Here is an 18020-nt window from a genome sequence, read left to right on the forward strand (position 1 = left end):
CATTTTATTAAAGCAGGTATTTTTTTATAATTTCTTGGTGTTCCTGCTTCTTTCTATCACTACTTATAATGCTACATAAAAAATAGGCCGCAAGTGAAAGTATTACTGGTACTACAACGCTGTGCATCCCAAATGCGTCCGGATAATATAAAGTTATATAGATATAGGAAAGTACCCCTACCAGTATGGATGCCAGTGCACCTATCGCATTGCCACCTTTCCAATAAAGCCCCAACACAACCGGCCAGATAAAGGCCGCTTCCAGCCCACCGAATGCAAATAGATTTAAGGTAATGAGGAACGCAGGTGGATCAATCGCCATAAAGAACACAAGTACCCCTACGACCGCTGTTACTCCAATACTTATACGCTTGATGCTTTTTTCTGGTGCGTCAGGACGGATATAATTTAAGTATACGTCTTTCACTATGGAAGAACTCACTATAAGCAATAGAGAATCAACCGTTGACATAATGGCAGCCATAGGAGCTGCCAAGACAATCCCTGCCAGCCATCCTGGCAAAACATGCAGGGCCAATAGTGGCATGACTGTATCTGGTGTATCTAAGCCCGGTAATACCGCTCTTCCAAACACACCTGCCAAGTGCATGCCTAGCATGATGAACCCAACAACGACCGTACCAATCATCAATGCTGCATGCATAGCTTTGGAATTCTTATATGACATAGCTCTGACAGCCACCTGAGGAAGTCCAACTACTCCAACGCCTACTAAGATCCAAAAAGAAGATACATATAATGGTGTCAATGACCCATCCGCTCCAAAAGGAGTGATAAGATTAGGATTCTCCTTTAAGAGATCGCTCATAATTGCAGGTATGCCACCACCAGCAACGATGGTACCTGCCAATATGACTGTCGTCCCGATCACCATGATGATTCCCTGCACACTGTCAGTAATGGCCACTGCACGGAATCCTCCGATGATTACATATACCAATACCGATGCAGCAAATACAAATAACGCAGAGGTATACGAAAGACCCGTTATCGACTCGATTAGCCTTGCACCGCCAATCCACTGTGCTGCCATAGCAGAGAAAAGGAAAAGTATGATGCTACAGGCCGATAATAACACGACCCATTTACTCTGATACCTTTCTTTTAAAAAATCGATCAGGGTGATGGCTTTCATTTTCCGTGCTACAATAGCGAATTTCTTTCCTAAAATCGTCAAAACAAAATATCCTGTCACCACTTGTATCATGGCCAACAACACCCAACCGAGCCCTTTATGGTAAGCAATTCCCGGTCCTCCGATGAAGCTTGAGGCACTCCCATATGTCGCGACCATGGTCATAGCAAGTAACAGTCCTCCAAGCTCTCTTCCTCCAAGGAAATAATCCTGTACAAATGAAGAGGAGTTAGCTAATTTCTTGGAGGCAAACACTCCTATTAGAAAAATAATAACCAGAAAAATCAGCAATGGAATAATAACTTGTATGTTCATGAACGATCTCCTTCTTCATCTGACTCTAAAGGAAGATCCTTAAACAAAAACCTGACCACTAGAATGACGAGTATTATGATGATAATGAAACCTAGTATACAACTATAAAAAAACCAAGCGGGAAAACCTAAAATATATGTATATGTTTCGACCGGCTTTGATCCAAAACCATAAGCAAAACCGTACCACCAAGCAAAATGGAAAAGAACCAGCGCAATCCCGATCCATGCTTCTCTGTGTGCGATGGGATAGCGCCAGTCTCCTTTACCTTTGTTAAATTTTTCGTGCATAAAATCACTCTCTTTTTATTTCAGTCTGTATTTCTTAAAAAAGCCTGCTTAGCCAGTATTTCAATTGTAATCTCATCTGCAGGAGGGTTATGTAATCCTGCCCGGACATCACGGTAATGGCGTTGAAGAGGATGTTCTGCATGTAGGCTTTGTGCGCCAACAATCCGCATCGCTTCATCAACAATTGAGATGGCACTGTTTGTTGCAACCAGCTTGGCTGTTGCAAGTTCTCCAATTAATTCATTTCGTTTATCAGGCTCTTCATCCCATATTCTAGCCACGCTGTATAACAAATGACGTGCTGTCGTCAATTCCATATCCATCCTTGCTACCCTATCCCTTACTTTAGGTACTTCTCTTATTGGATGAGGCAGGCTGTTTGGATGGTATGAATCAGCAAATGATACAGCTTCATTTCTTGCTGCAATGGCTATCCCTAAGTAACATGCAGGTATATGTAGAAGCCACCCTTGTGGTCCCGGAATTTTTTTCTTTTTTATATATAATAGTGCCTGTTCATCTGTCATTACATCCGTTAACACCAAATCATCACTTCTTGTAGCTCTCATACTCATAGAGTTCCACGTTTCTTCAATAGAGATTCCCTTCAGTTCGCGAGGAAGTAAAAACTCCCCTACATCATCCGTTCCTTCTATGCTTGCTGAGATAATGAAATAATCCAAAACAGGCGCTAGGGAAGTGAAATTTTTTCTTCCGTTAATCTGCCAACCGCCTCCAGAGAGCTTTTTGGCAACTGTCTCAGGTTTCCCTCCTCTTGCAGGGCTCCCGGTCTTTCTTTCACTATGCGCACTGTTAATCAATTTTTTGTGTTGTACAATATCCCCACAAATCTTTCTATAAATATCCTTAGGCCATGATTGATTTATCCCTTCGTTCATCATGATACCTAAATGCCAACCAAGACTTAGTGCAGTTGGTCCATCACCTTGTGCAATGGTTTCCTGCAGTAATACAAACTCATATAGCCCTGCACCTTTCCCACCGTATTCCTTTGGTATGGTAAGATCCAATAAACCCGCATCTTTAAGTGCTTGAAAATTTTCAAAAGGAAATTCAGCATTCTGATCATACTTGCCAGCGCGGGTATAAAAGTCTGAAGCCAATGAAGATGCTTTTTTTTCGATCAGCTCTTGCTCTTGTGTTCTTGCAAAACTTCTGATTCCATTCATATGAAATAACCACCCCTATGCGAATGAGACCACTGAAAAAGTCATTGAATTAAGACTGTGTTTAGAAACCGCTGTTGATTTCCGAAAATGGCTTCGCTTTCCTAGGGGCTGACGTGAGCCTCCTTCGGCTACGCCTGCGGGGTCTCCAGCTAACGCTATCTCCCTCAGGACAAGGAAGGCTTCGGCAGCGAAACATCGCACGAAGAAAATGCGTAGCATTTTCGAGGAGTCTTCGCCTTTTGCTCCAATCACCAGCTAGGAATCATTAAATACTTTCCGTTATCAGTTTTTCAGTGGCCTCATGCGAATTCCCCATCATTTTACCATAAGGTGATGTTGTAGCCATTATTTAAAGTTGATAGTTGGATTTTTTAAGTATTCTTTTTCTTCTTCTTCCGTCATAACGCCAGTTGCTTTACCAATCGTCCCATTAAGCAAGGACCAGACCCTGTTATGATCTAGGTGTGCCGTGGAAAAGTCACCTTTCTGCCATTTTGTTAGAATTTCCACATACACTTTTTCATGTTTATAATCGGCTTCTTTGACTTTTTCTAATAGCCAATCAATTCTTTCAGGGGTCATCTTATAGTGGGTCCATTTGCTTTCCGCTTTGACTTTTTGGTGAGACATCCAATGAATGTAATTAGCAACATGGACTTCATTCAGTTTCTTCTTATGATTGAATGGATTTTCTTGTTCAACTGAAATATTGTTTGATGTTGATAATGTACTAGAAGAAGGGTTCCCTTGTACCCCTGCAGACCCGGTTTCCTGGGATGGGGACGTGTACAGATAGTAAGTAATGATTGCTCCGGCCATAAGTAAAACTGCCACAAATGGAAGGACTTTACTTTTGTTCGATTTGGACCAATTTTTCATAGAAACCCCTTTCATTTAGAAAATTTAGTATTCTATTATTATATATGGTAAAGTATTACTTTTCTATGTTTCTATTAACTTTGAGAGATTTTTAAGACAAATAGAAAAGGCTGCCCTCAAAATATGGACAGCCCGTACAGCGTTACATCAGCCTTTCAATAGCTCATAAACTTCTTCATCTAACTTTTTGGCAAGGTCTTCGTCGTATGTTTTCACATAGTCAGGTTCTTGCGTTATTTTTCCGCCATAAAAAATGACATCTTCCACAGATTCTACTTCAACGGTTACTACACGATACTTCATTGTTTTATCAATGACTTCAGATACCGATCCTTTACCGTTAATGGAATAACAGCTTCCTGCACCAACAACACCTAAAATCAATTCCGGGTTTTCTTGAATGTTGAATGCGCTCTCTGCCTTGTGGCCTAAAGCAAATTTAATCGTTTTACCATCTTCATGTGCAACCAACCATGACACGATGCTTAAATTCGGTTTGTTGCTATCCTTGTCTGTTGTAATCAGGGACACGATTTTCTCCCCTTGCAATAGTTCAACTAGCTCTTTACTAAGCGAATTCTCTTTTCTCGGCATAATCTTTCCCTCCTATTATCTACATATCACCATTATATACAATCTTTGGACAACTCGCCAAACCCTTATTCATACCCTCCCCCTCTTTTTAAATACAAAACAGCGAAGCAACCTGATATTCTAACAGGATGCCCCGCTGTTTCCTTACCTATAATAGCTGCTTCTTCTAGAATAAACGAAAGAATCAGCGTAACGTTGTTGCATTTTCTTTCTCCTTCTTCTTCTTTGCAGCACATTCATAACAAAAAAGAAGATTAATAGTGCAACGAAAATAAAAATAGTAGAACCCACACTGCTCTTTGTACTTGTATCTCCTTCTGATTGATCTGTGGAATCTATTGAAGATGCAGTAGGAACAGGAGTCAAATCATTTCTTTCTTGTTCAACCAACACATTTTCTTCCACATGTTTACGGTTGCCGATTTTCACAACCAAATCCTTGTCCTCGTTTACACGCAAGGTAACCGTTTCATCATCCTTCTTTGATACATAAACATTTTTCGCAAGCATGTACTCTCTACCAGTAGCATCTGTGACCATTTCACCTTTTTTGATTTCATCTGTCATAAAATTTGCAAACCCATAATCCATTAAAGTCATGGTGTCTTTGTAGCTGTAATATTTTGAAGCTGCCTTCATGGTTACCACAATGAGATCCATTCCATCCCTTTGGGCAGAAGTAACCAATGTATGACCTGATTCTGGAACATATCCATTTTTCACGCCAGTTGTTCCTTCGTAATCCCATAATAATCGGTGATGATTGTACAATGTGGTCTCCCACCCTTCACCAATCCACTCCATTTCCTTTGTTCCGACAATCTCCCTGAATGTTTCATTCTTCATTGCATATTGGGCAATCTTTGCCATATCCTGTGCAGTTGTCACGTGTTCAGGGTGAAACAATCCATGCGGGTTAGTGAAATTCGTATCCCCAACACCCACTTTTTCCTTCACAAATGTATTCATTCTCTTGGCAAAAGCTTTTTCACTGCCATCAAAATGTTCTGCTATGGCAGTACCGGCATCGTTACCAGAATTAATCATCAGGCCTTGAACAAGCTTTTCAAGCGTTACCTTTTCCCCTTCAAGTAAATATACTCTTGATCCGTCCTGATCCCTTGCATTTTTACTTACCGTTACAATCTCCTGTAGGTTCCCCTCTTCTATTGCAATGATAGCTGTCACGATTTTCGTGATGCTAGCTGGATACATTTCACGTTTACTGTCTTTTTCATAAAGAATATGACCAGATTTTGCATCTATTAATATAACGGACTCACTAAATAAGTCTCCAGGTTCTTCTGCTTGCACTGCCATCGAATTCCCAAAAACCATAACAAGTAGTGGGATGATGATACATAGTTGTATTTTTTTTATCATAAAAGAAGACATACCTTTCTAGTTTCTTGTGTAGTGTTATGTCATAAAAACTCGAAAAATCTTTCTGTCTATTAGTCTATATTAATTTCATTGGATTTTCATGCAAAATTAAGGATTTGTTAGAAAAGTCATAAAAACTTAACAAAAAAAGGGTAAGTAGAGGAGATATCTACTTACCCTAAACTATCAGTTATTCACTTTTTCATAGTGGCAATAGGCTTTTATGAAGTGGTCTGAGTTTAGTGGCTCGCCCGTCACTTTTTCAATTTTTTCATTCCAATGGTAGGTTGCTCCTGGTGCAAGGAATTCATCACGGATAAATGCTCCTACTTTTAGGGAAAAGAACTCATCAGATACATTGTTTTTGATATGCTGATAGAGTTGTGCAGCTGTCAATTCCCCCAACAAGTAGTTCTGGTAATACACCGGTGCAAGTGTGAAATGAATCTTTGCCGCCCAATCTGGATTGCTCCGATCTTCTGGTGGATGAAGTAATTGAATCGTTTCCACTGTTTCCCACCACAGAGCGTTAAGATCCTGGTCAGGATTTGCATATAGCTTTCTTTCAAAGAAAACAAATGTAATAATCCATCTTGCTGATATAAGCATTTTCAATTGTTCATGCTCTTCAAGAGACGGCATTAATGTATCAAGCTTGGCATCCTCTACTTTCAAGAATTTAGATAGCCACTCTCTATTTTCCGTCATTTTTCCGAATAACATTGCAATGGCCTCTGTTGTTAAGATATGAGCAAAGCTTCTTAATAAATAGGGAAGATCGCGATTTACATATTTGTTGTACGCTGCATGTCCAAATTCATGAAGCATGGTCCCCATCCAATACGTATTATCTACATTGTTGCACAGTACCCGAATATCTCCCTCACGGTTCATATCCATACAAAACGCAGTAGGGTTCTTTCCTTCACGTGGGTTTAAGTCAGAGGAAGCATACAGGCCTTCAATTGGCATATCCATGGAATCAAACGTGTCTGCAGTCAATTTCTCTAGATCCTGCCCTTTGAAATATTGATCCAGATTCGTTTGTTCGTTTGCCGGTGCTTCTTGGAAGAATGGATCCACATAATGCCATGGTCGTAATTCTTCCGCTTTCACTCCAAATTTTTTGGCTAGATCGTTATCTAATTCACTTTTCAACCTACGATAAGTAGAATCCGATTGTTCTACTAGATTTTCAAACATAGAAAAAACTTCTTCTAAATCTAGCTCCTGATTGGCAAACGACATTTCATAGTAGTTTTCATAGCCTAGTTTCCTTGCCGCTTCATTCCGCTTTTTCACTAGTGCCAACAGCTTTTCCGACACAACTTGTCCGACTTCTTTGCTTGCCTTCCAAGCTTCTTCCCGCTCCTTATTGTCTGTACTATTCAACAAGATATTTCTAATATCATTTGCGGATAACTTTTTGCCATTCACTTCAGGCAAGTACGTATTAAAAAGGTAATTCAGTTCAGATGACATAGAAGACATCTCTTCAATTGTTTCCTTATCCAATTGATTTTCTTTCATTCCATACTCTAGGATTTCTAACTGTCTTCTTTGTTCCATCGAAAGTTCTGGATCTAGCAGGTAAGATTTCACCTGGTTGTAACGATCTTGATTGGCATAAAAAAGGCTGAATTCACTGGAGGCTTTACCGGCTTCCTCTGCCCATTTCTTTTCTCCAGTCGTTTGTGCCATCCATCCAGCGTGGGTGGATTTTTTTAATAGCTTCTGAAACTGTTCATTTTGTTCATCTAAAAATTTTTCAACCATCATAACGTTCCCTCCAAAATTAAAACAATATGTAAAATACGACTCTATCTTCTTAACTTTTATGTCCTGAGTCCACAGCAGCTGCTATTGTCTTCTTCATCCAAACTTGCTCTACCTTCATCGAAAAACCTTTGTCGATAAGATAGTCATACACCATCTTATTGGACGTTTGAAAGAATGCTACCGTGCACTGGTAAGGCGCAACAGTCGGTGGAAAAAGATGAAAGAATAAAGCTTCCAACACTCTTTCAGGTTTTTTCTGTTCTTCATTTATAAAGCAATGGGTGACTACAATGGAATTCAATGTTCCATCAGGACTATATTGTCTTTTGAACAAGGCATATGCAGCAGTTTCGCCGTCAGTCCCCAATATTTGCAAAGTCAAACCATCTTTCATGCACCACCATTGACTTTGCCATGGCGTGTCATGATGATAACTTGATAGATACTGAGCATCATGTGCAGATGTATAAATGGGATAATATTCCAATGAGTCATTAAATTCTAACGACGTCTCTAGGGACAGGTGCACCACATGATCTACAATCTGATAACCTTTTGATTCGTACAACGCGATTGCTTGTCTGTTTTTTGAGATAGCTTCCAAAGTAGCTGTATGTATCCCTTTTTCGTTATACAATTCACAAGCTTTTTCTACTAATAGCTTCCCAATCCCTTTTCTGCGATGAGTAGCAGCTACCCCTGTACCTCCATTCCAAGCAACAAGTTGTTCCCCTATCTTTATGTATCCACTTAATAAAAGCCCTACAGGTTCTACACCGTCAAACGCAATAATGGATAAGGCAGCGGATATATTCTCCTGACCCAATCTAGCAGCAAATCGGTCCACATCCATGGTTGCATCAAAAAAATACCCTTCAAACCCCTTGTTCCAAGCTTCAAGTGCTTGATTAAGTGTACATTCACTCAAACGTTTTATTTGATACATATACATGCCCCCTTTGTTCCCTAAATGCATGCCAAGCCAACCTAATTACTATCTTATAATAATAACAGAAAAACTTACAGTATATTCTAACAAATAGATTTTTCTGAAATTAAATTCTAGTTGATCGGTTAATCGCAGCTGTTCCTTTCCGCAAATGGCTTCGCTTTAGGCAAGCGAAGCCACTGGAACGGAAATCAACGGATATAAAAACTTTCTAAATCTTTTCAAAAAAATTACAGGTTGGAAAGTTGTTGTTCCGACCTGTAATTGTATTATTTTTATTATTCATGGTCTTCCTTAAGTATGGAAAATACATTTGCATCATGAAATTTTCCACCTTGATATAAATATCCCCTCAAAAGACCCTCATGAGTAAACCCTACTTTTTCTAGAACCTTTCTCGAGCCGACATTTTCGGGATAGACATTTGCACCGATACGGTGGAAATTCATCCCCTCGAACCCGAAATGAACCAGTGCTCCTATGGCCTCTGTTGCATAGCCTTTTCCCCAATAAGGAATATCTATCTCATAGCCTATTTCTGCACGTTGATGCTTTTCAGATATTGCATGAAAACCGCATGTCCCTATGAGACTATTAGTTTCCTTTTCGACGATTCCCCATCTATAAAGAGTTGTATAGTCATCAATGAAATCTTTAATGAATTTATCTGCCTCCAGTTTTGTCTGAAAAGGCTCCATTCCATAAAATTTCGTCATCTCAGGTTGGGAAAAATAAGAAAAAATAACATCTGAATCTCTTAAGCTTAGACTTCTTAATTGAAGTCGTTCCGTTCTGAGCATTGGTACCGGCTTTAGCATGATCTACCTACCCTTCTGTCATCTCTGCTACGATATATTGGTTTGTCCACATTTTCAACATTATCACAAGGCTCTCATCCCCTTTTGAAAAAAGAAAGGTAGAGCCTAGTTGTTCTTCAAATTCCCAGCCATCTTCTTCCACATGGGAAAGAACATCCTGCAGTCCTGCACCATTATCCATTTTCGCCATGACTGTTGTGGAATCTTCTGCTGAGGATAGTGTTACAATTGGAGAACCGGTCAATGCTAATTTCACCGCTCCCCTTACCTCTTCATTAAATGCAAGTAGTGTTCCTGTGACTAGTAGTATGCCTGTGAAAATGACGAGCAACCATTTCCATTTCATTCTACTTCCTCCTACTCTATTATTCTTCTCCCCATTATCACCAAATCCCTTTTTACAGAATCAAGTTCCGCGACACCAGGAAGATATCCCCACTTTTCAAATCCATACTTTTCAAACAATCGTACGCTTGGGACATTATGTGCAAAAATGAATGCCAATAGATTCTCAATTTGAAGAGCTGAACACTCCTCCATTGCTTTTTCTAATATTTTTGACCCTAGTCCCTTTCCTCTAAATGCCTCGCTAAGATAAATACTTACCTCTGCTGTTGCCTGATATGCCGGACGACCGTAGAAATTTTGAAAACTTATCCAAGCGCAGATTTGATTGTTTAGTTCCACTACCTTTAAAGGCCTTTTTTCATTATGTTTATCAAACCATTCCTTTCTACTTTCCACTGTGACAGGAGAAGTATCTGCCGTCACCATCCTGTTTTCGATGGTGGAATTATAGATGGAAACTATTATAGGTAGGTCTTCTAAAACAGCATCTCTTATATGGATAGACAAGTTATTCATGATGATTCACCTTTCTAGTATTCTATGCTTTTATTCTGTTAATAGTATATTATTTCATAAGAAAATTAGATAGAATTATTTTGGAATCTAGGCGAGAAGAATTGTATATACCAATACGAAAATTGGTATATACAACTAGACATATTTTTGCTAAGCTGAACATATAATAATTACGAAAAGAGGACTTTGACATGGCTTCTCAATCAAATAGTTACTCCCTCCTCGCTATGAAGATAGTTACGGGAGAGGAAGTAATAAAAAATGGATATTTGACCATCAAAGAAGGGAAGATCTCTGATTTTGGTCCCATAACCCATTATTCGAATGATGAAAATTTGCCAGAAATTCATTTATCGGAAGATTTATATGCTTCACCTGGCTTTATCGACATCCACGGCTTAAATGGAGCAGATGTGATGGATGCAACAAGGGATAGTATTATGACTATGGCAACGACTTTACCAAAAGAGGGAACCACTAGTTTTTTAGCGACCACCATTACGCAAGAAAAAGCGGCACTTGAGAAGGCTTTACAGACTGTGAGCAGTTTCATTTCTAGTCAACACTTGGATCATGTAGGGAGCGAAGTGTTGGGTGTACATTTTGAAGGACCTTTTATCAATGAAAAACGTGCCGGTGCTCAGCCACCTGCCTATATTTTAGAGCCCTCAGTTGAGACGTTTCGTCATTTTCAGGTAGAGTCTGGTAACCATATTAAAGTTGTTACGTTGGCACCTGAGGGAAGAGATGGTTTGGAGCTGGTAAAATACCTTTCCGATACCGGAGTAATCTCCTCCATCGGACATTCCGACGCATTATATACAGAGGTAGTAAAAGCAATGGAGGCTGGAGCCGAGCATATTACTCATTTCTTTAATGGAATGAGGGGAAGTCATCATCGTGAACCAGGCGTTGCTGGTGCCGGCTTGGCCCATCCTGAACTCTTTTTGGAAATGATTGCAGATGGCATTCATATTCATCCTGCCATGGTAAAAGCAACGTTTCTTGCAAAAGGAGTGGATAACATCCTATTGATAACCGATTCCATGAGGGCTAAATGGTTGGAAGATGGAGAGTATGAGCTTGGAGGCCAAAAAGTGTTTGTGGAGAATCATACTGCCCTTCTTGAAGATGGAACCCTAGCTGGAAGTGTTTTGAAAATGAATGACGCTGTTAGGAACATGAAAAAATTCTCCGATTGCACAATCCAAGAAGCAATCCAAATGGCATCCGTCAACCCTGCCAAACGACTTAAGGTGTGGGATAGAAAAGGTAGCATTGCGATCGGTAAGGATGCCGATATTGTTATTTTAGATGAAGAAATGCAAGTAAAAATGACCTTTTGTAAAGGGAATCTTTCATATAAAGGAGAGTAAGAGCATGGATATCATCACTACCCCTTCTTATGAGGCGTTAAGCAAGGAAGCCGCATCTTTTGTGTCAAAGAAAGTTAGAGAAAATCCTTATATTGTGCTTGGCCTTGCCACAGGCAGCACTACAACTGGCATGTATGAGCATTTAATAAAAGACCATATAACGATGGGTACAAGCTACCGTCATGTAACCACTTTTAATCTGGATGAATATGTGGGGATGAGCAAACAAAACCCTAACAGCTACTATGCTTTTATGGAGAAACATCTTTTTCAGCATATTGACATTGAAAATGAATTAACGTTTATCCCGAATGGAATGAGCGACCATCCAGAAATAGAATGTAGTTTATATGAAGAGAAATTACGGAAACACGGGCGAATTGACCTGCAAATTTTAGGTCTTGGCGCAAACGGACATATTGGTTTTAACGAACCAGGTACTTCATTTGGAAGCAGGACTCATGTCGTAAAGTTGACTGACTCTACTCGAAAGGCTAACTCTAGGTTCTTTAAGGATATAGAAGATGTACCGACACATGCCATCACAATGGGAATCGACTCCATCATGGATGCCAAGGAAATTCTTCTTCTTGTAGCCGGAGCCAACAAAAGAGAAGCATTTGAGCAACTGTTGTACGGGGAGATTTCGGAGGACTTCCCCGCCTCTATTCTGAAGAAGCACCCATGCGTGAAGATCTTGGCAGACCAATCCGTTCTGGACACTTCCAGCATCATTGCTTGAAAGGAGCGAAATACCCTAAATGATAGATAAAACATCGCCTATTCCTATATATTATCAATTGGAATCACATATCAAAAAACAGATTGAAGCTGGATTCATCTTGCCTGGTGAAACTATTCCATCAGAAAGAGAATACGCCGAGAACTATGGGATCAGTAGAATGACGGTAAGACAGGCAATCAATCCCCTTGTTAATGAAGGGCTTCTTTATCGAAAAAAAGGAAGTGGCACTTTTGTTTCCGAAAAAAAAATCGAACAGCCCCTTCAAGGTTTGACAAGCTTTACAGAAGATATGAAGAAACGCGGCATGACGCCAACTAGTAAACTTATTCATTTTGAAGTAATACCTGCAAATAGATTTATCGCAAAAGAACTGAATATAAGCGAATATGCACCTGTATATGAAATAAAGAGAATTCGCCTTGCAGACGGAGAACCAATGGACCTTGAAACAAACTATCTGTCTGCAAACTTGGTAAAAGGCCTCACAGAAGAGGAGGTTAAGGCTTCTATATATTCCTATGTAGAAGAGAAGCTGGGACTTCGAATAACACATGCCGAACAAATGATAGAATCAGTAAGGGCTTCAGAAGAACATGAAAAACTTTTGTATATTGAAAAAGATCATCCCATGCTATATATTCAACGGAACACCTTTCTCCACGATGGAACCCCCCTTGAATTAGTCAAATCCGTCTATAGAGGAGACCGTTATAAGTTTCAGATTAAGATGGAGCGGAATTAACATTTTCATAGGAAAAGGCGGTACCATCTTGTGGAGGTACCGCCTTTCATATTATCTAGAGATGAACATTTGCGTCCAGTAATGACCATATTGGCCACCTTTCGCATAGCCCACTCCAATTTCCGTATATTGGCTGGATAAAATATTTTTACGATGTCCCTCACTATTCATCCAAGCATTCATGACCTCTTGTGGTGTTTGTTGCCCAGCAGCAATATTTTCACCTGCTGATCGGTAAGAAATACCAAAGTTACGAATCATATCGAATGGAGATCCATATGTTGGAGATGTGTGGCTGAAATATCTTTTATCAATCATATCTTGAGATTTATATCTTGCGACTCTGGATAACTCCCAGTTAAGCTTCAAAGGCTTTAACCCATATTTAGCACGTTCCTGGTTTACTAACTTAGCAACTTGCTCTTCTTGCGTTTGCCCCTCCCCTTTTTCTGGAATAGTAATTCTTTGACCTGGATAGATTAGATCAGGATTGTTAATAGAAGAATTCGCAGCGATCAGTTCGGATACTCCAACCTGATATTTCACCGCAATCTTCCACATCGTATCACCGGATTGAACCGTGTGAGTAGTAGCTGCGAAGGCAGCTGAATTTCCACCTAAGACTAGTGCGACAACCGACAAAGTTATGAGGACTTTCTGTAAAGTTTTCATACTATAAATCTAATATGATTTTTCCGTTAAGGAAACAAGTAATTATTGTAAAATAACGAAATATACTGTTAATTACCTGTCATGACTGTAATGAGTAATATATTCCAGTGAGGTGGCACGGTCGCGATTTAGAGGAACACTACCGCCACACCTGCTCCAATGGCAAAGGCTGTAAAAAGAGCCTCTGCTCCTTTAGATAATCCTGAAACAAAATGCCCCACCATTAGGTCACGGACAGCATTGGTGATAAGCAGCCCTGGAACCAATGGCATAACAGATCCTATAATTATTTTGTCTAATTCCATCCCGTATCCAAGCTTAACCATCCCCAGTGCGACAAGGCCAATAATTAAGGATGCGAAAAACTCTGCAAAAAACTTAACCCTCGTGTAATGTTGTATCAGTAAAAGACCTGAATATCCTAGACCACCGGCTAGCATTGCTGGGAGGAAATCCGTCCATACTCCCTTGAACATTATAAGAAAAGATCCACTCACAAAGGCAGCCGCGAGGATCTGATAGCTTATCGGAAATAGCAGATGTGATTCCTCTAATTGAATTAGTGATTGATGGGCCTGTTGCACGGAAAGCTCGCCAGCAGCAATTTTACGAGAAATCTGGTTGACTTGTGCTACCTTTTCTAAGTCTGTGGTTCTAGAATTTATTCGTACTAATCGCGTAGGATTATCTCCTTGAAGCGAAACGATGATGCCGGTAGGTGTAACAAAACTGTGCGTTTCAATGATCCCGTATGATGCCGCAATCCTTGTCATCGTATCCTCTACACGGTACGTCTCCGCTCCCCCTTCCATCATAATTCTTCCGGCAAGCAGACAGACTTCCAAAATTCTCTCCGTTTCCCGCTCTGTCATTTCCTTCGTCACCTAGCTCACCTCACGTTTCCTATTCAAAGATACTCGTTTTACGATATTCATGATAACCTGCATGATGACCTCAGCAAACACAAGCCCCATCGCAATAGCACCAGAAATCATAAATGCCTTTGCCGCTAAGGGAATTGCTCCTAGGTAATCATTTTCCGCAATTTGCCGCATTGTATTGTACGCTAAGCCCCCTGGTACAAGCGGGATAATCCCAGCAACACTGAATATAATCATGGGCATTCGGAATCGCTTCGCCATTATATGACCAACAAGCGCTACCATAAATGACCCAACAAACGAAGCCACCACCGGATCCACCCCGGCATCGGCCAATATTATGTAAAAAATCCAGCCAATCATCCCAACCGTTCCGCAATGGACCAAAGCCCTTCTCGGTGCATTAAAAAGAACCCCGAAACCTGCCGCTGCTACAAAGCTGAATCCCAACTGTGAAAGTATATATAGCATGCTGTCACCTCATTATTTCTAGTACTGCTTATTATATAGGAAAGTGGGGATTGAAAAAACCTCCTTTTATGGAGGTTTCAGAAGTGAGTTATGATTGCTTTATTTTAGTATATGTTTATGGTCCATCACATCTTCCACTACTTATCAACCAACCACGTCTTTGCTACTGCAAAATACTCCCGTGACCATAACTTAAATATTGCAATAGTGGGAGTCTTACCGGCAAGTGTATGTACCTCTGCAAAATCCAGTCTTTTCCCGATAACGGATGCCCGATACACATGGAAATCATTACTTACAATGGCAACAGAAGCCCCTTCTTCCATTAAAGATTTGGAGTAGGATAGGTTTTCAAAGGTAGTAGTTGACTGGTCTTCCAAGATAATTCTGTTCTCATCGATGCCATGTGCTACAAAGTACCTTCTCATTGCCTCGGCTTCTGTAATATCTTCTCCTGGCCCTTGTCCGCCTGATGCAATGACTTTCGTGTTTGGATTTTCTTCAAGGTACTCTAGCGCAGCTTCCACCCTCAATAATAGGGCCTTGGTCATCACTTCCCCCTTCACTCTTGCTCCAAGGACAATTAGGTAATCTACACCTTTAGGAGGTTCCTGCTTGGCAGTTTGGTAGATGAGTGAGTGGACGATGATTAGGTAGATTAGCAGTGGAACAATTGTGATTTTCGTTAATGTTTTTACTTGCTTTTTAGTTATCATTATTGTTTTTCCTTATCTAATTTAGTTTGTCTATTACTATAACGAAATGGGGGTGGGATTTGTTTCAAGTGTTTATATAATAATTATAGGGGATGTCGATATTTATTGGTTATTGTCAAACGGCTCGTATATTTCTGTAGCGGAAAATAAATGATAGAGTTTGGAAAATATTATTGTCAAAACGGCTCATATATTCCGCTAACGGAAAATAAAACCTGCAGTTTGGAAAATAAATTAAAATGGAGACGTAAAAAGACTGCCTCATCCAGAGAGACAGTCTCGAATTTACTATTTATATCTTACTCACAGCATCCTTTACGCCATCCTCACCTGCAACTACGTCAAATGAAGCGCCATATGTGTTCTTTGCCCCCAGTACCTCAAGCAAAACTTTCGCTACATCTTCTCTAGCAATAGTTCCGGGTTCAATATTATCCCCAATTTTCACCATGCCAGTACCTGATTCATTCACTAAGTCACCTGGTCGCACAATGGTGTAGTCCAAGCCACTTGCCATTAACACCTTATCTGCATAATGCTTGGCTACATAGTAGGGACGAAGCTCGTCATTCCAATTTTCCCGATTGTCCGCTTGAAAAGCACTTACCATCACATAACGGGAAATGCCAGCTTTTTCAGCAGCTTCCACCGTTTTTGCGGCTCCATCTAAATCGATCAACAATGTCATGTCTGACCCTGTGCTTCCTCCAGATCCCGCAGTGAACACCACTGCATCACTGCCACTAAAAGCCTTCACAAGATCATCTACGGGACCTTCCAAATCAGCCAATACTGACTCAATACCTTCTTTTGCAAAATTATCTGCTTGCTCTTCTTTCCGAACCATCGCGATAGGAGTGTATCCATCTTCCTTTTTTAAGAAATGCACGAGTTGTTTTCCAATTTGTCCGTTAGCTCCAACTACTGTTACTTTCATTGATAACACTCTCCCTTAACTTTTGTGTGCATTATTGCAAATGCATAAATGGATAGCAAATAAACTGCTCACCGATACTATTCCCTAAAACAAAAGAAAAGCAACATGCTATAGCACATGCTGCAGTTTGGTAGGTATTATTTTTATAGAACCATATCTATAATTTCTTGTAGTAAATCTTGATTTACTGGTGCACCAACTCTCTCAGCAAGAACACAATGAATTCGGATAAACTCTTCTGTTTGACTCCTTGCAATAGTAAACAATTCTTTCGCATCTCGCATTCTAGTATCCCATTGTTCTAATTGGCTCAGCTGCTCCCCACTCAGTGGACTTCTCGGGCCTTCAACTTTAGACCAGTCCCCAAATGAGTTAGGGACTTCCCCCACTTCTACATACCAACCGATTACAATGGAATAGCTCAAGGAATTAACCATCTGAAAAGCATAATTATACTCACCACGTTGAACCCGTCGATAAACTTCATGCAGATAAGCAAAGAACTTGTCTCGCCATACTTCGAATTCTTCTTCTGAAAATTGATAGTCTATTGACTGGGACTTGTCTCTTATCTGAGAGATAATCCCATTAGGATCATGTTCAATTAAAAGGTACTTCAAATAAGGAGAAGGTTGCAAATCAGATTGCCGGTAATAAAATGTGTCCACTTTTATAAAAGAACGAAAATGAGCGATGGAATATGGTGCCCTCGGAAAATCTTCATAATATAACACATCACCCCAGTTTGTTGCGCGTTCTTTTTTATTCGAACGATATGTTTCATAGGAAGAGTCCTCCACAACAATACGTAGATCTAAATCGGAGTACAAGTCTTCATTGCCTTTAGCAAGAGAACCTCCGTAGAAGAATGCTAGAATGTTAGCGTCTTGAACTAAGTCCTTGTATATCGCCTCTCTCAATTTCTGCCGCTCTGTCGGCAAGGAGGCATCTCTTTGTTCATGTTTAGGTAAAAATCCCACACATAATAAATCATCTCCTAACTGGTTGTTGTATTTTTATTTCTACAAAAATATGTAAAAACCTTTAATAGAGTAGGATTAGCATATTCCAATCTTAACTTAGTAAAGGGAAAATTAGCCTAATCGTATAACATTTGATATAAATGGTAGAAGTATGGCTGGGAAATGTAGAAGCTAGTCCGGGAAATGTAGAAGGTCGAAAAATTAAGGTAGAAGGTAAATGTTAAAGTGTAGAAGCATAATTGGTGCCGCCACAAAAATAGACAAATCTAATTACCCATCC

The 18020-nt window shown here is 40.0% G+C and carries 20 protein-coding genes; 3 read left to right on the plus strand and 17 right to left on the minus strand.

From position 1 onward, the window contains the following. Positions 1-7: 7 nt before the first annotated feature. The 11 genes from panF to HC179_RS20445 all read right to left on the minus strand — a co-directional run bounded on the left by panF (position 8) and on the right by HC179_RS20445 (position 10217). On the minus strand, positions 8-1471 hold the full coding sequence (gene panF / locus HC179_RS20395) for a sodium/pantothenate symporter (protein WP_168866026.1): 1464 nt from the start codon (positions 1469-1471) through the stop codon (positions 8-10). Then, a complete protein-coding gene (locus HC179_RS20400; protein ID WP_168866027.1) occupies positions 1468-1761 on the minus strand; it encodes a YhdT family protein in 294 nt (97 codons plus the stop codon). Before HC179_RS20400 ends, panF begins: the two co-directional genes overlap by 4 nt. A gap of 20 nt (positions 1762-1781) precedes the next feature. After that, the gene (locus HC179_RS20405; protein ID WP_168866028.1) at positions 1782-2951 is read right to left on the minus strand and encodes an acyl-CoA dehydrogenase family protein; all 1170 of its coding nucleotides are present in this window, start codon (positions 2949-2951) and stop codon (positions 1782-1784) included. A gap of 345 nt (positions 2952-3296) precedes the next feature. Beyond that, positions 3297-3830 carry a DUF6241 domain-containing protein gene (locus HC179_RS20410; protein WP_168866029.1) on the minus strand — a complete coding sequence of 178 codons (534 nt, stop codon included), beginning with the start codon at positions 3828-3830 and terminating at the stop codon, positions 3297-3299. 147 nt (positions 3831-3977) lie between these two features. Then, positions 3978-4424 carry a pyridoxamine 5'-phosphate oxidase family protein gene (locus HC179_RS20415; RefSeq protein WP_168866030.1) on the minus strand — a complete coding sequence of 149 codons (447 nt, stop codon included), beginning with the start codon at positions 4422-4424 and terminating at the stop codon, positions 3978-3980. Positions 4425-4568: 144 nt separating this feature from the next. Continuing rightward, on the minus strand, positions 4569-5807 hold the full coding sequence (locus HC179_RS20420) for a D-alanyl-D-alanine carboxypeptidase family protein (protein WP_168866031.1): 1239 nt from the start codon (positions 5805-5807) through the stop codon (positions 4569-4571). Positions 5808-5993: 186 nt separating this feature from the next. Then, positions 5994-7586, minus strand: a complete 1593-nt coding sequence (locus HC179_RS20425; protein ID WP_240948602.1) for a M3 family metallopeptidase — start codon at positions 7584-7586, stop codon at positions 5994-5996. A 49-nt stretch (positions 7587-7635) separates the two neighbouring features. After that, on the minus strand, positions 7636-8532 hold the full coding sequence (locus HC179_RS20430) for a GNAT family N-acetyltransferase (RefSeq protein ID WP_168866032.1): 897 nt from the start codon (positions 8530-8532) through the stop codon (positions 7636-7638). Between the two features lie 281 nt (positions 8533-8813). Further along, entirely contained in the window at positions 8814-9353 is a 540-nt protein-coding gene (locus HC179_RS20435; protein WP_168866033.1) for a GNAT family N-acetyltransferase, read from the minus strand. Between the two features lie 7 nt (positions 9354-9360). Then, positions 9361-9699 (minus strand): hypothetical protein, encoded by a 339-nt coding sequence (locus HC179_RS20440; RefSeq protein ID WP_168866034.1) that lies wholly within the window; start codon positions 9697-9699, stop codon positions 9361-9363. Positions 9700-9710: 11 nt separating this feature from the next. Then, on the minus strand, positions 9711-10217 hold the full coding sequence (locus tag HC179_RS20445; RefSeq protein WP_168866035.1) for a GNAT family N-acetyltransferase: 507 nt from the start codon (positions 10215-10217) through the stop codon (positions 9711-9713). A 191-nt stretch (positions 10218-10408) separates the two neighbouring features. Here HC179_RS20445 and nagA point away from each other — a divergent pair, with 191 nt between their 5' ends. Genes nagA through HC179_RS20460 form a run of 3 tightly spaced genes read left to right on the plus strand, consistent with a single transcriptional unit; the run spans position 10409 to position 13080 of the window. Beyond that, complete coding sequence (gene nagA / locus HC179_RS20450) at positions 10409-11593, plus strand: N-acetylglucosamine-6-phosphate deacetylase (protein ID WP_168866036.1); 1185 nt, start codon at positions 10409-10411, stop codon at positions 11591-11593. A gap of 4 nt (positions 11594-11597) precedes the next feature. Next, on the plus strand, positions 11598-12335 hold the full coding sequence (gene nagB / locus HC179_RS20455) for a glucosamine-6-phosphate deaminase (protein WP_168866037.1): 738 nt from the start codon (positions 11598-11600) through the stop codon (positions 12333-12335). Positions 12336-12354: 19 nt separating this feature from the next. Then, positions 12355-13080: a GntR family transcriptional regulator gene (locus tag HC179_RS20460; protein ID WP_168866038.1), complete on the plus strand. Its 726-nt coding sequence runs from the start codon at positions 12355-12357 to the stop codon at positions 13078-13080. A 51-nt stretch (positions 13081-13131) separates the two neighbouring features. Here HC179_RS20460 and safA read toward each other — a convergent pair whose 3' ends face one another. From safA to HC179_RS20490, 6 genes are all read right to left on the minus strand, one after another. Continuing rightward, positions 13132-13752, minus strand: a complete 621-nt coding sequence (gene safA / locus HC179_RS20465) for a SafA/ExsA family spore coat assembly protein (RefSeq protein WP_168866039.1) — start codon at positions 13750-13752, stop codon at positions 13132-13134. 128 nt (positions 13753-13880) lie between these two features. Beyond that, positions 13881-14636, minus strand: a complete 756-nt coding sequence (locus HC179_RS20470) for a threonine/serine exporter family protein (protein ID WP_481747981.1) — start codon at positions 14634-14636, stop codon at positions 13881-13883. Beyond that, the gene (locus HC179_RS20475) at positions 14637-15104 is read right to left on the minus strand and encodes a threonine/serine exporter family protein (RefSeq protein ID WP_168866040.1); all 468 of its coding nucleotides are present in this window, start codon (positions 15102-15104) and stop codon (positions 14637-14639) included. Between the two features lie 137 nt (positions 15105-15241). Next, complete coding sequence (locus HC179_RS20480; RefSeq protein ID WP_168866041.1) at positions 15242-15820, minus strand: YdcF family protein; 579 nt, start codon at positions 15818-15820, stop codon at positions 15242-15244. 292 nt (positions 15821-16112) lie between these two features. Beyond that, positions 16113-16757, minus strand: coding sequence for an SDR family oxidoreductase (locus tag HC179_RS20485; RefSeq protein WP_168866042.1), 645 nt, complete (start codon positions 16755-16757; stop codon positions 16113-16115). 143 nt (positions 16758-16900) lie between these two features. After that, a complete protein-coding gene (locus HC179_RS20490) occupies positions 16901-17737 on the minus strand; it encodes a nucleotidyltransferase family protein (protein WP_168866043.1) in 837 nt (278 codons plus the stop codon). Between the last annotated feature and the right edge of the window lie 283 nt (positions 17738-18020).

Source organism: Bacillus sp. RO1 (assembly GCF_012524115.1).
In the GTDB taxonomy this organism is placed as follows: Bacteria; Bacillota; Bacilli; order Bacillales; family Bacillaceae_I; genus Sutcliffiella_A.

Excerpts from the sequence above, each read along its gene's own strand:
- panF (WP_168866026.1), bottom strand. The coding sequence starts at position 1,471 with ATGAACATACAAGTTATTATTCCATTGCTGATTTTTCTGGTTATTATT.
- HC179_RS20400 (WP_168866027.1), bottom strand. The coding sequence starts at position 1,761 with ATGCACGAAAAATTTAACAAAGGTAAAGGAGACTGGCGCTATCCCATC.
- HC179_RS20405 (WP_168866028.1), bottom strand. The coding sequence starts at position 2,951 with ATGAATGGAATCAGAAGTTTTGCAAGAACACAAGAGCAAGAGCTGATC.
- HC179_RS20410 (WP_168866029.1), bottom strand. The coding sequence starts at position 3,830 with ATGAAAAATTGGTCCAAATCGAACAAAAGTAAAGTCCTTCCATTTGTG.
- HC179_RS20415 (WP_168866030.1), bottom strand. The coding sequence starts at position 4,424 with ATGCCGAGAAAAGAGAATTCGCTTAGTAAAGAGCTAGTTGAACTATTG.
- HC179_RS20420 (WP_168866031.1), bottom strand. The coding sequence starts at position 5,807 with ATGATAAAAAAAATACAACTATGTATCATCATCCCACTACTTGTTATG.
- HC179_RS20425 (WP_240948602.1), bottom strand. The coding sequence starts at position 7,586 with ATGATGGTTGAAAAATTTTTAGATGAACAAAATGAACAGTTTCAGAAG.
- HC179_RS20430 (WP_168866032.1), bottom strand. The coding sequence starts at position 8,532 with ATGTATCAAATAAAACGTTTGAGTGAATGTACACTTAATCAAGCACTT.
- HC179_RS20435 (WP_168866033.1), bottom strand. The coding sequence starts at position 9,353 with ATGCTAAAGCCGGTACCAATGCTCAGAACGGAACGACTTCAATTAAGA.
- HC179_RS20440 (WP_168866034.1), bottom strand. The coding sequence starts at position 9,699 with ATGAAATGGAAATGGTTGCTCGTCATTTTCACAGGCATACTACTAGTC.
- HC179_RS20445 (WP_168866035.1), bottom strand. The coding sequence starts at position 10,217 with ATGAATAACTTGTCTATCCATATAAGAGATGCTGTTTTAGAAGACCTA.
- nagA (WP_168866036.1), top strand. The coding sequence starts at position 10,409 with ATGGCTTCTCAATCAAATAGTTACTCCCTCCTCGCTATGAAGATAGTT.
- nagB (WP_168866037.1), top strand. The coding sequence starts at position 11,598 with ATGGATATCATCACTACCCCTTCTTATGAGGCGTTAAGCAAGGAAGCC.
- HC179_RS20460 (WP_168866038.1), top strand. The coding sequence starts at position 12,355 with ATGATAGATAAAACATCGCCTATTCCTATATATTATCAATTGGAATCA.
- safA (WP_168866039.1), bottom strand. The coding sequence starts at position 13,752 with ATGAAAACTTTACAGAAAGTCCTCATAACTTTGTCGGTTGTCGCACTA.
- HC179_RS20475 (WP_168866040.1), bottom strand. The coding sequence starts at position 15,104 with ATGCTATATATACTTTCACAGTTGGGATTCAGCTTTGTAGCAGCGGCA.
- HC179_RS20480 (WP_168866041.1), bottom strand. The coding sequence starts at position 15,820 with ATGATAACTAAAAAGCAAGTAAAAACATTAACGAAAATCACAATTGTT.
- HC179_RS20485 (WP_168866042.1), bottom strand. The coding sequence starts at position 16,757 with ATGAAAGTAACAGTAGTTGGAGCTAACGGACAAATTGGAAAACAACTC.